14 protein-coding genes and 1 tRNA gene are annotated in these 13,695 nt (G+C 67.9%); 12 read left to right on the top strand and 3 right to left on the bottom strand.

The window, feature by feature from the left end; translation table 11 throughout:
• The first annotated feature begins 65 nt into the window (after positions 1-65).
• Complete coding sequence (gene leuA / locus ACNPNP_RS09560; RefSeq protein ID WP_448965790.1) at positions 66-1,820, top strand: 2-isopropylmalate synthase; 1,755 nt, start codon at positions 66-68, stop codon at positions 1,818-1,820.
• Positions 1,821-1,832: 12 nt separating this feature from the next.
• Here the strand turns inward: leuA and ACNPNP_RS09555 are convergent, their stop codons facing one another.
• Complete coding sequence (locus tag ACNPNP_RS09555; protein WP_448965789.1) at positions 1,833-2,519, bottom strand: trimeric intracellular cation channel family protein; 687 nt, start codon at positions 2,517-2,519, stop codon at positions 1,833-1,835.
• A gap of 36 nt (positions 2,520-2,555) precedes the next feature.
• On the opposite strand from ACNPNP_RS09555, the gene recO reads away from it, so the two are divergent.
• Complete coding sequence (gene recO / locus ACNPNP_RS09550) at positions 2,556-3,299, top strand: DNA repair protein RecO (RefSeq protein WP_448965788.1); 744 nt, start codon at positions 2,556-2,558, stop codon at positions 3,297-3,299.
• Positions 3,296-4,093 carry an isoprenyl transferase gene (locus ACNPNP_RS09545; RefSeq protein WP_448965787.1) on the top strand — a complete coding sequence of 266 codons (798 nt, stop codon included), beginning with the start codon at positions 3,296-3,298 and terminating at the stop codon, positions 4,091-4,093. The genes recO and ACNPNP_RS09545 overlap by 4 nt, the downstream gene beginning before the upstream one ends.
• On the opposite strand, the gene ACNPNP_RS09540 is transcribed toward ACNPNP_RS09545, so the two are convergent.
• Positions 4,039-4,656 carry a P-loop NTPase family protein gene (locus ACNPNP_RS09540; protein ID WP_448965786.1) on the bottom strand — a complete coding sequence of 206 codons (618 nt, stop codon included), beginning with the start codon at positions 4,654-4,656 and terminating at the stop codon, positions 4,039-4,041. The genes ACNPNP_RS09545 and ACNPNP_RS09540 overlap by 55 nt on opposite strands.
• Positions 4,657-4,708: 52 nt before the next feature.
• On the opposite strand from ACNPNP_RS09540, the gene ACNPNP_RS09535 reads away from it, so the two are divergent.
• Positions 4,709-5,410, top strand: a complete 702-nt coding sequence (locus ACNPNP_RS09535) for a DsbA family oxidoreductase (RefSeq protein WP_448965785.1) — start codon at positions 4,709-4,711, stop codon at positions 5,408-5,410.
• Here the strand turns inward: ACNPNP_RS09535 and ACNPNP_RS09530 are convergent.
• The gene (locus ACNPNP_RS09530; protein ID WP_448965784.1) at positions 5,407-5,901 is read right to left on the bottom strand and encodes a glutathione peroxidase; all 495 of its coding nucleotides are present in this window, start codon (positions 5,899-5,901) and stop codon (positions 5,407-5,409) included. The genes ACNPNP_RS09535 and ACNPNP_RS09530 overlap by 4 nt on opposite strands.
• A gap of 61 nt (positions 5,902-5,962) precedes the next feature.
• Here ACNPNP_RS09530 and dusB point away from each other — a divergent pair, with 61 nt between their 5' ends.
• The 8 genes from dusB to ACNPNP_RS09490 all read left to right on the top strand — a co-directional run bounded on the left by dusB (position 5,963) and on the right by ACNPNP_RS09490 (position 13,657).
• On the top strand, positions 5,963-7,117 hold the full coding sequence (dusB, locus tag ACNPNP_RS09525; protein ID WP_448965783.1) for a tRNA dihydrouridine synthase DusB: 1,155 nt from the start codon (positions 5,963-5,965) through the stop codon (positions 7,115-7,117).
• Positions 7,110-8,516 carry a deoxyguanosinetriphosphate triphosphohydrolase gene (locus ACNPNP_RS09520; protein WP_448965782.1) on the top strand — a complete coding sequence of 469 codons (1,407 nt, stop codon included), beginning with the start codon at positions 7,110-7,112 and terminating at the stop codon, positions 8,514-8,516. Before dusB ends, ACNPNP_RS09520 begins: the two co-directional genes overlap by 8 nt.
• Positions 8,516-10,375, top strand: a complete 1,860-nt coding sequence (gene dnaG, locus ACNPNP_RS09515) for a DNA primase (RefSeq protein ID WP_448965781.1) — start codon at positions 8,516-8,518, stop codon at positions 10,373-10,375. The genes ACNPNP_RS09520 and dnaG overlap by 1 nt, the downstream gene beginning before the upstream one ends.
• A gap of 36 nt (positions 10,376-10,411) precedes the next feature.
• A complete protein-coding gene (locus ACNPNP_RS09510) occupies positions 10,412-11,188 on the top strand; it encodes an ATP-binding cassette domain-containing protein (protein ID WP_448965780.1) in 777 nt (258 codons plus the stop codon).
• A 94-nt stretch (positions 11,189-11,282) separates the two neighbouring features.
• Positions 11,283-11,358 (top strand) — tRNA-Asn (locus tag ACNPNP_RS09505).
• Between the two features lie 98 nt (positions 11,359-11,456).
• Positions 11,457-11,858, top strand: coding sequence for a YciI family protein (locus ACNPNP_RS09500; protein WP_448965779.1), 402 nt, complete (start codon positions 11,457-11,459; stop codon positions 11,856-11,858).
• Positions 11,855-13,057 (top strand): RNA polymerase sigma factor, encoded by a 1,203-nt coding sequence (locus tag ACNPNP_RS09495; RefSeq protein ID WP_448965778.1) that lies wholly within the window; start codon positions 11,855-11,857, stop codon positions 13,055-13,057. Before ACNPNP_RS09500 ends, ACNPNP_RS09495 begins: the two co-directional genes overlap by 4 nt.
• A 135-nt stretch (positions 13,058-13,192) precedes the next feature.
• Positions 13,193-13,657: a VOC family protein gene (locus tag ACNPNP_RS09490; protein ID WP_448965777.1), complete on the top strand. Its 465-nt coding sequence runs from the start codon at positions 13,193-13,195 to the stop codon at positions 13,655-13,657.
• The last annotated feature ends 38 nt before the right edge of the window (positions 13,658-13,695 follow it).

The raw sequence follows: 13,695 nt of genomic DNA, 5'->3' as shown, positions 1-13,695 counted from the left end.
TAGGGCCTTCCTCGTCGCGGCGCTTGTGTTGGCCCGATCATTCTGACGAAGAGAAGAAGCCCATCATGCACAAGTCCCAGCGCCCGTCCGCGATGCCGATCCACAAGTACCGGCCGTTCCACGAGCTCATCACCGTCGATCTTCCCGACCGCACCTGGCCGTCCCAGCGCATCACCGAAGCACCCCGCTGGTGCGCGGTCGATCTGCGCGACGGCAATCAGGCGCTCATCGATCCGATGTCGCCAGAGCGCAAGCGCGTCATGTTCCAGCTGCTGGTCGACATGGGCTACAAGGAGATCGAGGTCGGTTTCCCGTCGGCCAGCCAGACCGACTTCGACTTCGTGCGTCAGCTGATCGAAGAGGACCTCATCCCCGACGACGTAACCATCCAGGTGCTGACCCAGGCGCGCGATCATCTGATCGAGCGCACCTACGAGTCGATCGCCGGCGCGAAGCAGGCGATCGTGCACCTGTACAACTCCACCAGCATCCTGCAGCGCGACGTCGTGTTCCGCACCGACAAGCAGGGCATCATCGACATCGCACTCGAGGGCGCACGTCTGTGCCGCGAGTACGAGAAGCGCATCCCCGAGACTCAGGTGTACTACGAGTACTCGCCGGAGAGCTACACGGGGACCGAGCTCGAGTTCGCCCTCGACATCTGCAACCAGGTCATCGAGGTCTTCGAGCCGACGCCGGATCGCAAGGTCATCATCAATCTGCCCGCCACGGTCGAGATGGCCTCGCCGAACGTCTACGCCGACTCGATCGAGTGGATGAGCCGTCGCCTCGCCCACCGCGAGAACATCATCCTCTCGCTGCACCCCCACAACGACAGGGGCACGGCGATCGCCGCGGCGGAGCTCGGGTACATGGCCGGTGCCGATCGCATCGAGGGCTGCCTGTTCGGCAACGGCGAGCGCACCGGCAACGTCGACCTCGTCGCCCTCGGCATCAACATGTTCACGCAGGGCATCGACCCGCAGATCGACTTCAGCGACATCGATCAGGTCAAGCGCACAGTCGAGTACTGCAACCAGCTGCCGGTGCCGGAGCGCAGCCCCTGGGCGGGAGATCTCGTCTTCACCGCCTTCAGCGGCTCGCACCAGGACGCCATCAAGAAGGGCTTCGAGGCGATGGCCGCCGAGGCGAATGCCGCGGGCAAGACGGTCGATGAGATCGAGTGGGCGGTGCCGTACCTGCCGATCGACCCGAAGGACCTCGGCCGCTCGTACGAGGCCGTCATCCGCGTCAACTCGCAGTCCGGCAAGGGCGGCGTCGCCTACCTGCTGAAGACCGACCACGCGATCGACCTGCCGCGCAAGCTCCAGATCGAGTTCTCCGGCGTCGTGCAGTCCAAGACGGACGCCGAGGGCGGTGAGGTCACCAGCGACCAGATCTGGTCGATCTTCAACGACGAGTACCTCCCGTCGGATGACGCCGATGCGAAGTGGGGTCGCTTCGAGCTGCTCGCGACGCAGACGCGCAGCGACATGTCGGGCGACGTCGTGCTCGATGTCACCCTTCGTGACGAGGAGCAGCAGCACACGGTGTCCGGCCACGGCAACGGTCCCGTCGCCGCGTTCGTGGAGGTGCTGCGCGCTCAGGGCTTCGAGATCACGGTCTACGACTACGTCGAGCACGCTCTCAGCTCGGGCGGTGACGCGCAGGCCGCGGCCTACGTCGAGCTCCAGGTGGGCGACGAGCGCCTGTGGGGTGTCGGTATCGACGGCGACATCTCCACGGCGAGCCTGAAGGCGATCGTCTCCGGTGTGAACCGTTCGATCCGCACCCGTCAGTCGGAGCTCGCCGCAGTCTGAACCGATCGTGCGCTACGGCTTCACGATCGGGATGGCGCCGGTCTCTGCCGCCACCTTGCGGCGGTAGAGACGGCGCTGCTCCGGCAGTGAGACGTCGAAGATCACGGCGAGCACACGGATCACCGCGGTCACCACGAGGCCGATGATGCCCGCGATCGTGATGCTGACGCCGAAGGCGTGCACCGTGACGATCACGCTGCACCCGAGAAGGGCGGCGACCGCGTAGAGCGAGCCGACGTGCATGATCGCGACGGGCAGCCCCATGATGACGTCGCGCAGGATGCTGCCGCCCACAGCGGCGCATGCGCCGATGAAGACCGCAGGCACGGGCGGAACACCCAGACCGAGTGCCTTGCTGGTGCCAAAAGCACCGAACATTCCGATGACGACGGCATCGAGACCCACGATGACGGCGTTCGCCCGGTTCAGGAGACCGGCCAGCAGCATGCCGATGATGGCGGCGCCACCGGCGGCGATGAGATACCAGTTGTTCTGCAGCGTCGCCGGTGGCTGTCCGAGCAGGAGATCGCGGATGAGGCCGCCGCCCATTCCGATGAGGATGCCGATGATCGCCACACCGAGCAGGTCGAGTCGTCGCTGGCCCTGGAACCCGGAGGCGAACATCGCCCCCTGGATGCCGCCCAGGCCGACGCCGAGAAGGTCCGCCCAGAGCGGAATGGTGAAGAGCGGTTCGGTCACGCATCCATTCTGTCGTGGACGGAGGATAATCGGACAGTGCCCACCTATCGAGATGAAGCGGTGATCCTGCGCACTCACAAGCTGGGTGAGGCGGACCGGATCGTCACCATGCTCTCTCGGCGCAACGGCAAGATCCGCGCCGTCGCCAAGGGGGTGCGGCGCACGTCGTCGAAGTTCGGCTCCCGGCTCGAGCCCTTCATGGTCGCCGATCTGCAGCTGTATCAGGGCCGGTCGCTCGACATCGTGCAGCAGGCGGAGTCGCTGGGCGCGTACGGCGCCGACATCGCCGCGCACTACGACCGGTTCACATCGGCGAACGCGATGGTGGAGACGGCCGACCGTCTGAGCGACGCCGAGGCGACGCCGGAGCAGTACCTGCTGCTCGTCGGCGGCCTCCGTGCGCTCTCTCGCGGCGAGCACGCCCCGCGCAGCATCCTGGACTCCTACCTGCTGCGGGTGATGGCGCTCTCGGGCTGGGCGCCTTCGCTCAGCGATTGCGCGCGGTGCGCCGCGCCAGGTCCTCACACGCACTTCGTCGGCCAGCTCGGCGGCCTCGTGTGCCCGAACTGCGCTCCCGCAGGCAGCCCCCGTGTGTCGCAGTCCACGCTGCAGCTGCTGCGGGCCCTCATGCAGGGGGAGTGGGAGGCTGTCGATGCGGCGCCGCACGCGGAGACCGCCGCCGCATCCGGGCTCGTGTCGGCATATGCCCAGTTCCACCTGGAACGCGGCATCCGCTCGCTCGCCCATGTCTCAGACTCGTCTCGAGAGGACGCGCGTTGACCCCGAAGCCGTACACGCACATGGACGCTGTCGCGTACCGTCCGCTGGATTGGACCGGCGTGCACCCGCCCGCGTTCGCCAAGGTGCCGGAGCACGTGGCCATAGTGATGGACGGCAACGGTCGCTGGGCCAACAAGCGTGGCCTCACCCGGATCGAGGGGCACAAGGCCGGTGAGGAGGTGCTGCTCGACGTCGTCGCCGGCGCCATCCAGGCAGGGGTGAAGCACCTGTCGGTCTATGCGTTCTCGACCGAGAACTGGGCGCGCTCGCCCGAAGAGGTGCGCTTCCTGATGGGATACAACCGCGACGTGCTGCATCGTCGGCGCGACCAGCTCAACGAGTGGGGCGTGCGCATCCGCTGGGCAGGGCGGAAACCGCGACTGTGGGGATCGGTGATCAAAGAGCTCCAGCGCGCCGAGGATCTCACGAAGGGCAACGACGTGCTGACCCTCACGATGTGCGTGAACTACGGCGGGCGCGTCGAACTGGTCGATGCCATGCGCTCACTGGCGACCGAGGTGGCGGCGGGCCGGCTCAAGCCGAAGGCGATCACCGAGAAGATGATCGGCCGGCAGCTGTACGTGCCGGAGATCCCTGATGTGGATCTGTTCCTCCGCAGCTCCGGGGAGCAGCGCACCTCGAACTTCCTGCTGTGGCAGTCGGCGTACGCGGAGATGGTGTTCCTCGACACGCTCTGGCCCGACTTCTCCCGCCAGGAACTGTGGCGGGCGATCGAGATCTACGTGTCGCGCGATCGCCGCTTCGGCGGTGCGGTGGACGCACCCTCCGCCTGAGCCTCGCTTCGGCCCCTCAACCAGCGTTCCGTCTCGCGCGGATGCGTGAGACGCACGATCGTGAGATGCGGATGCTCTGTTTCGATCTGCGGCATCCGGTCGATCCACTTATAGCGGGTGCGGTGCTGCCAGTCGAGGATGTTTTCGTCGCCGCGCACGGTGAGCGCATGCCACAGATTCGGCTCGACGTTGCCGTTCCAGAGCGTCGTGCGGAGGATGCGACGTTTCCAAGTGCGACGGATCAAACGGGAGCGCACCACCCGATACGGGTAATCGAGCCAGAGCGCGAGCTGTGCGCGCGGTGTCATGATCTCGTCGGTGCCCTTCGAGGTGTACTGCCACTCGGTGATCCAGCGGTCCGTCGCGGCGAACGAGCGGACATCGTCGAGGAACTCAGGGCGGGGGATCCAGTCCGGGCCGTGGAAGAGCGCATCGATCTCGATGTGCTCGAGCGACCACGTCTTTGCCAGACGGCGTGCGAGTGTCGTCTTCCCCGAGCCGGTGACGCCGGCGATCAGCACGCGCTCGGGGCGGAAGGGGAGCGGATCGTCGGCCGAGAGCATCCGAAGATGCTACCAACGGAATACTCGCGCCATCGAGAAGGTTCCAACAGAGGTGAGCCAACCTATCTCGATCGACATCTGGTCCGACATCGCCTGCCCCTGGTGCTACATCGGCAAGCGCAATCTCGAAACGGGCCTCGCAGCCGTCGCAGGAGACGAGGATGCTCCTGAGGTCTCGGTGACCTTCCACTCGTTCGAGCTCTCGCCCGACACCCCTGTCGACTTCGACGGCGACGAGATCGACTTCCTCGCCGGGCACAAGGGCATGCCTCGCGAGCAGGTGCAGGGCATGCTCGACAACGTCACCGGCATTGCGAAGAACGCCGGTCTGGAGTACCGCTTCGATCTGCTGAAGCACACGAACACGGTCAAGGCCCACGAGCTGCTGCACCATGCCAAGGCCAACGGTCTGCAGCACGAGATGGAGGAGCGCCTGATGTCGGCGTACTTCACCGAGGGCAAGCACGTCGGCCGCATCGACGATCTCGTCGAACTCGCCGTCGAGGTCGGGCTGGATGTCGATGAGGCCCGTGCGGCGCTCGCGAGCGACCGGCACCTCCCCGCCGTCCGACAGGACCAGGCGCAGGCTCGTGCCTACGGCATCCAGGGCGTGCCGTTCTTCGTGATCGACGGCCAGTACGGAATCAGCGGTGCGCAGCCTCCGGAGACGTTCGAGAACGTGCTGCGCGATCTCTGGGCGAAGCGCGGCGACAGCGACGCCGTGCCGGCCGATCAGGAAGAAGCCGCGGTCTAGCGGACCAGGGCGCCCTCGATCGCCTCGACGATCTCGGGGGCGTCCGGCTTCTGCTTCGGACGGAAGCGCTTGACGGAACCGTCCGGCAGCACGAGGAACTTCTCGAAGTTCCATTCCACGCGGCCGGCCTTGCCACCGGCATCCTGCGTCTGCTTGAGAGCCTTGTAGAGCTCGGTGGCGTTCCTGCCGTTGACCTTGACCTTGTCGTTCACGGGGAAGGTCACGCCGTACGTGGTGGAGCAGAACTCCAGGATCTGCTCCATGGAGCCCGGTTCCTGACCCATGAACTGGTTGCTCGGGAAGCCGACGACGCTGAAGCCGCGGTCGCCGTACGTGCGCTGCAGCTGCTCGAGCTGCTCGTACTGCGGCGTGAGACCGCATTTCGACGCCACGTTGACGACGAGAAGCACGTCGGCATCGAAGTCGTCGAGAGTCTTCTCGGTGCCCTTCGCGTCCGTGAACGGGATCTTGCGTACGTTGGAATCGGTCATATCCACAGCCTATGACGAGGTGCGGCGCCGAGGGCCGCAGGGGTGGGAGAATGGGAGGGATATGACTCTCGCTTCTGCCCCCGCTCGCGCCCTGCGCATCGGCCCGATCGACCTCGACGTGCCGGTCGTCCTCGCTCCCATGGCGGGCATCACGAACACCGCGTTCCGCCTCCTGTGCCGTGAGTACGGCGCCGGCCTCTACGTCAGCGAGATGATCACGTCGCGCGCGCTCGTCGAGCGCAACGACACGACGATGCGGCTCATCCGCCACCACGAGAGCGAGACGCCGCGGTCGATCCAGCTGTACGGCGTCGACCCCAAGACCATCGCCGAAGCCGTGCGCATCATCGTCGCGGAGGACCACGCCGACCACGTCGACCTGAACTTCGGATGCCCGGTGCCGAAGGTCACCCGCAAGGGCGGGGGCGCCGCGCTGCCCTGGAAGACGGGCCTGTTCGCCGAGATCGTCGACCAGGCGGTCAAGGCAGCCGGAGACATCCCGCTGACCGTCAAGATGCGCAAGGGGATCGACGCCGATCACCTCACCTTCCTCGACGCGGGCCGCGCGGCAGAGGACGCCGGTGCGGCTGCCGTTGCGCTGCACGCCCGCACCGCGAGCGAGTTCTACTCGGGGCACGCCGACTGGAACGCGATCGGCGAACTGAAACAGGCCGTGACGAGCATTCCCGTGCTCGGCAACGGAGACATCTGGTCGGCGGATGACGCCGTGCGCATGATGGCCGAGACCGACTGCGACGGCGTCGTGGTCGGGCGCGGATGCCTCGGCAGGCCGTGGCTGTTCGGCGACCTCGCCGCGGCGTTCGGAGCGGAGTCCCGTCCCGTCGACGCGACCCTCGGGTTCGTCGCCGACGCGTTCCGTCGGCACGCGCAACTGCTCGTCGAGTTCCTCGACGATGAAGACCACGGATGCCGCGACATCCGCAAGCACGTCGCCTGGTACTTCAAGGGCTACCCGGTGGGAAGCGACATCCGCACGGGGCTCGCCACCGCGCAGAGCCTCGCGCACATCGACGACCTCCTCGGCCAGCTCGATCGGGATGCGCCGTACCCCGGAGCAGATGCCGAGGGCCAGCGCGGTCGTGCCGGTCGGCCCAAGCGCCCCGCGCTGCCCGACAAGTGGCTGGAGTCGCGCGAGGTCGCCGCCGACACCGGCGAGATGCTGCGCGGAGCGGAGATCGAGAACAGTGGTGGTTGATCGCTCGACCGCTGAGCCCGTCGAAGCGTCGGGCACCGCGCGCACCGACGGCTACGAAGCGCGCGACACCGCACGATTCTTCAGCGAGCAGCATCGTTCCGAACGCGACGATTTCGCGCGAGACCGTGCACGTGTGCTGCATTCGGCCGGGCTTCGCCGTCTGGCCGCCAAGACGCAGGTGCTCAGCCCCGCGAGCACAGCCGACTTCGCCCGCAACCGGCTGACCCACTCGCTCGAGGTCGCCCAGGTCGGTCGAGAGCTCGCCGTCGCGCTCGGCGTCTCGGCGGATGTCGTGGACACCGCCTGCCTCAGTCACGACCTGGGGCATCCGCCCTTCGGGCACAACGGCGAGCGCGCACTGAACGAGTGGGCCGAGCCCATCGGCGGGTTCGAGGGGAATGCGCAGTCCCTGCGCATCCTCACCCGTCTGGAGGCGAAGGTCCTCGACGCCGACGGGCACTCCGTCGGCCTCAACCTCACCAGGGCGAGCCTCGACGCGACCTGCAAGTATCCGTGGACGGTCGACAGCCCGATCCCCGATCCTGGCGGACGCCTGAAGTTCGGCGTGTATCCCGAGGACGAGGAGGTGTTCCGCTGGATGCGCGAAGGGGCCCCCGGGCGCCTGCGGTGCATCGAGGCGGAGATCATGGATCTCTCCGACGACATCGCGTACTCCGTGCACGACTTCGAGGACGCGATCGTCAACGGTTATCTCGATGTCGCGGTGCTGTCGGACCCGAAGGAGCACGATGCGCTGGTCGGGCGCATCCAGCAGTGGGTCGGCTACGACTTCACCAGGGAAGAACTCGCCGATGCGCTGTACCGCCTGACGACTCAGCCGATGTGGCTGGGATCGTTCGATCGTTCCCGGCGCGACCTCGCCGGCCTGAAGAACCTCACCAGCGACCTGATCGGCCGGTTCGCGCGCGCCGCGGTCGCAGCCACGCGTGAGACGTACCGCGGCCCTGTGCTCGCCCGCTACAGCGCGCACGTGGTCGTGCCACGCGTCGTCGAGGCCGAGATCGCCGTGCTCAAGGGCATCATGGGCCAGGCCATCGTCACGATCGATGCGCGCAAAGGCGTCTACAAGGAGCAGCGCCGCGTCCTCAAGCGGCTGGCGGATGCGCTCTGGTCGACGGATGCCCTGTGGACCGCGGGCGCCGACGTGCTCGAACCCGCGTACGCCGCCGACTTCCATGACGCGTCCACGGATGCGGAGCGCGCTCGAGTGGTCGTGGACCAGATCGCCAGCCTCACCGACCAGACGGCGCTGGACTGGCACAGCCGTCTCGTGGGGGATGTCGATCCCGCCGAGGTCGGCATCTGGTCTCCGCGCCACGTCCGGCCCCGGCCGCGCGGTCACGAGCCCGAGCATGCCGTCGCCGAAAGGGCGCGCTGATGCCGAGGATCCGGCAGGCCGACGTCGATGAGGTCAAGGCCCGCACGAACATCGGTGACATCGTGGGTGAGCGCGTCGCACTGAAGTCCGCCGGTGTCGGCTCGCTCAAGGGTCTGTGCCCTTTCCACGACGAGAAGAGCCCGAGTTTCCACGTCAGGCCGCAGGTCGGCTACTACCACTGCTTCGGCTGCGGCGAGTCGGGTGACGTGTACTCGTTCCTGCGCGAGATGGACCATGTCAGCTTCACGGAGGCCGTCGAACGCCTCGCCGGCCGCATCGGGTACACGCTGCACTATGAGGACGGCGGCGCCGCACCTGAGAACAGCGGTCGCAGCAGGCTCTACGCGGCCAACACCGCCGCGGCGGAGTTCTTCCGCGGGCAGCTGCTGTCGGCCGAAGCGGAGACCGGTCGGAAGTTCCTCGGCGAACGCGGGTTCGACGCCGGTGCCGCAGCCCATTTCGGCGTGGGATACGCGCCGCGCGGCTGGGACGGGATGATGAAGGCCCTCACCGCGCAGGGCTTCACCCGTGATGAGCTGCTCGCGGCCGGACTCGTCTCGCAGGGGCAGCGCGGCGTGTACGACCGGTTCCGCGGTCGTCTGGTGTGGCCGATCCGCGATGTGACCGGCCAGACGATCGGTTTCGGCGCACGCAAGCTCTACGACGACGACCAGGGGCCGAAGTACCTGAACACCCCCGAGACGATCATCTACAAGAAGGCGCAGGTGCTCTACGGGCTCGACCTGGCCAAGCGCGACATCTCGCGCGGCGACCCGCGCAGGGTCGTGGTGGTCGAGGGGTACACCGACGTCATGGCATGTCACCTCGCAGGTCTCACGACCGCCGTCGCGACCTGTGGAACGGCGTTCGGCGCCGAGCACATCAAGGTGCTGCGCCGCGTGATGGGCGACGACAACGCCTCGGGTGAGGTCGTCTTCACGTTCGACGGTGACGAGGCGGGGCAGAAGGCGGCGCTGCGCGCCTTCACGGAGGACGACCGCTTCAACGCGCAGACCTTCGTCGCCGTTGCACCCAACGGCCTCGATCCGTGCGATCTGCGGCTGCAGCGCGGCGACGCGGCGGTGCGCGGGCTCATGGACGCGAAGGTGCCGATGTTCGAGTTCGCGATCGACCGGCGGCTCGCTGGTTTCGATCTCGCGACGGTCGAGGGGCAGGTCGGCGCGCTGCGCGCCGCAGCGCCGATCGTCGCCGAGATCCGCGATCGTCTGCTGCGACCGGGGTACGAACGCGTGCTCGCACGGCGCCTGGGCATGGACCCCACCGAGGTGCGCGCCGAAGTCGAACGCGCGGCACGCGGTGCGAATCACGCGCCCGCGCGACGTGAGACCGCCGAGCCTGCAAAGGAGAGCGCGGAGCCGGCGGCGGTCGCGCCCGTCACCCTGGCCGGCCTGCCCCGCACGGCCGACGTCGCGCTCGAGCGCGGCGCGCTGATGGGGGCGCTCCAGTACGGTCATCAGGTCGATCAGGAAACGCTGACCCGCGCATTCGAGGTGCCGTTCCGCCACCCGGCACTGGAGGCGATCCGCGAGGTCATCATGGCCGCGCAGGACCGGACTCGGGTCGGCTGGGCGATGGATGCCGTCAACGCCGTGCGCGAACCGTACCGCTCGCTCGCGGGGGAGTTGCTGATGTCGCCGTTCCCCGCACGCGACGAACAGGGTGCCGTCGCCTCGACGGCGGATCTCTGTCGCCGTATGATCCTGCGAGGCCTCGATCGCGAGAAGAACGAGCTGCTCGGAGCCGTGCAGAGAGTGCCAGCCGATTCCGACGGGGGCCGAGCGCTGCGGATGCGACTGAGAGATCTCGACATCGAGCGCCAGCGCTTCACCGAGTCGTAACGGCTCGGATCACCGATTCAGGGGAGGATGGAACCCATGTCCCGCACGCACCACTCCTCCCACGCGATCGAATGCTCCGACCTGGTCATAGATCGCATCGGACACGGCGCCCCCACGCGTGCCGTCGACGGGGTGACGTTCGCGCTGTCCCCTGGAGAGCTCATCTGCGTCGCCGGTCCCACCGGATCCGGCAAGTCGACGCTGGTCGCGGCGCTCGCAGGTTCGACGGACCCGTCGGTGCGCATCGTCGGCGGAACCGCCGAGGTCTGCGGCGTGAACGTGCGCAAGCCTGGCCGCCGGCACCGTGAGCTGACTTATCTCACCGGCTTCATCCCGCAGGGCGCCGGCGCGGATCTGCCGCCCACACTCACGGTGAGCGAAGTGATCGCGGAGCCGATCCTGATCCGTGAGAAGCGCGTCAACAGCAAGGCTCTCTCGATCCGCATCGCGACGCTGCTGGACGAGCTGCATCTGCCGCTGGGCACTGCGGCGAAGTTCCCGTACGAACTCAGCGCCGGGATGCGTCAGCGCGTCGCGATAGCCAGGGCGTTCGTGCTGGAGCCGCGGGTGCTGATCGCCGACGAGCCGCTCGCGAATCTCGATCTCGAAGTGCGCCCGGTGGTGTTCGACGCGATCACCCGTCGTCGTAAGGAGCAGGGGATGGGCGCGCTGCTCGTCACGAACGACGCCGCCTTCATCCGTGAGCTCAACGCGGAGACCCTGATGCTCCGCGCCGGTCATGTGGTCGCCCGCGGAGTGGGAAAGGACCTGCTCTGGGTCCCCAACGCCGAGGCGGACTCGCTCGGCCGCTGACCTGCGGCCGACACGCCCGAGAAGGGTTCCCGGTGTCACGACCACCCTCGGGTGTTTGCTAAGATTGTGGAGTTGCTTCGGCGACATCGCCTGATCCCCAATAGCTCAATTGGCAGAGCAGCCGACTGTTAATCGGCAGGTTATTGGTTCGAGTCCAATTTGGGGAGCCAGATCAGAAGGCCCTCATCCTGCAGCCGCGGGATGAGGGCCTTCTCTTCTGAACGGCCCGCGGGTTCCGGAAGTCGAGCGGCGCTGCAAGAATGACGGCATGCGCTTCATGCTGATGCAGACGTACGGTCCGACCGTCTCGGACAGCCCGCCGATGACCGAGTGGACGGCACCCCGGGCGCAGGCGCACATCGCGTTCCAGCAAGAGCTGAACGCGCGGCTGACCGAACTCGGCGAGCTGATCGACGCTGTCGGGCTCGCCGGCCCAGAGGCCGCGCGGATCGTGACGAGCGACGGCGGCACGCCGGTCGTCACCGATGGACCGTTCCCCGAGACGAAGGAGCTGCTGGCCGGATACCGGCTGGTCGATGTCGAGTCGTGGGATCGTGCGCTCGAGATCGCCGCGCAGGTCTCGGCGGCACCCGGTCCGGACGGAGCGCCCCTGCAGGCGCCCATCGAGGGGCGGCCGGTGGCCGGCGCGCCGACGACCGACGACCAGTGACGTCGGAGCCGGATCGTCGCACGCTCGAGCGCCTGCTGCGCGAGCACGCCCCGCGGGCCCTCGCGATCGTCGCCAGCCGGTACCGCGACTTCGACGGGGCAGAGGATGCCGTGCAGGAGGCGCTCATCGTCGCCGCCGAGCAGTGGCGATCCGGGCTCCCGGACGATCCGCGCGCGTGGCTCGTGACGGTGGCATCCCGACGGCTCGTCGACGCGTACCGTTCCGCCGATGCGCGAAGGAGGCGCGAACGAAAGGCGTGGGACGTCGGGAATGCGCCGGCGGCCGATGAGCCCGCCACCGGCGACGTCGACGATTCACTCGCCCTCGTGCTGCTGTGCTGCCACCCTGCCCTGACCCCTGGCGCTGCCATCCCGCTGACGCTTCGAGCGGTGGGCGGACTCACGACGCGCGAGATCGCGGCGGCATTCCTCGTGCCGGAGGCGACGATGGCGCAGCGGATCAGCCGGGCGAAGGCGACGCTGCGGGCAGCCGGCGGGCGCTTCGAGCCGCCGCCGGACGACGACCGTCACGTGCGCACGCGATCTGCGCTGCACGTGCTGTACCTGATGTTCAACGAGGGCTACGTCGCGAGCGAGGGCGAAGACCTCGCTCGCCCCGACCTCGCTGCAGAGGCGATCCGGCTCGCACGGATGCTGCATTCCTCATTGCCCGACGACCCGGAAGTCGCGGGCCTGATCGCCTTGATGCTGCTCACCGAGGCGCGCCGCCCGTCGCGCGTCGACGGTGGAGGGCGTCTCGTGTCGCTTGCCGAACAGGACCGCTCCCGCTGGAACTCCGCTCACATCGCCGAGGGCGTCGTGCTGCTCACCGACGCGATGCGCCGCGGCGAAGTGGGCGAATACCAGCTGCAGGCGGCGATCGCCGCGGTCCACGATCAGGCACCGACCTACGCCGACACCGACTGGCCCCGCATCGCGGGCCTCTACCGTGCGCTCGGCCGTCTCGCCGACAATCCGATTGTCGGCCTCAACGCCGCCGTCGCCGTCGCGATGACCCAGGGCATTCCCGCCGCTCTGCAGGAACTGGATGTCGCCTCAGCCGCACTCGGCGATCACCACCGCATCCACGCGGTACGCGCCCACCTGTACGAGCTCGCCGGGGACAGCGTGGGGGAGCCGCCGCGTTCCGTGCCGCGGCTGCCCGCACAGCCAACGAGGCGGAACGGCGTTACCTCCTGAATGCAGAAACTCGGCTCTCGGACCGGTCCGGAGAAGAAACTCGATAAATCTTCGGCGCGGATGTCGAGAACGGTGGACCGGCTCCGACTCCCTGATGAAGCCGCCGAGCGGGCGGCACTACGGAAGGAAACCGAAATGCCTCGCATCACCCCCAACCTCTGGTTCGACGGACAGGCCCTCGACGCGGCGGAGCACTACGCGTCGGTCTTCCCGGACTCGCGCATCACCGACGTCAGCCGCATGGGTGACGACGGACCCGTCATCACCGTCTCGTTCGAGCTCGACGGGCAGGCGTTCCTCGGGCTCAACGGCGGCCCCGAGTTCAGCTTCACCGAGGCGGTGTCGTTCGTCATCGACTGCGCCGACCAGGCCGAGGTCGACCGCTACTGGGACGAACTCGTCTCCCAGGGTGGCGAGGAGGGCCGCTGCGGCTGGCTGAAGGACCGCTTCGGCCTCTCGTGGCAGGTCGTGCCGAGAGCACTCGTCGAACTGCTCACCGACCCCGACCCTCGTCGCGCGACGGCTGCGGGGATTGCGCTGCGAAGCATGCGCCGTATCGACGTCGCCGCCCTGCACGCGGCCGCCGACGCCGCGGCGTGACCGATGTCGTGACGGCGGAAACCAGGAGAGGCCTCGTC

The sequence above is a fragment of the Microbacterium xerophyticum genome (assembly GCF_053543555.1).
This window is presented reverse-complemented; position numbering and strand designations above follow the sequence as displayed.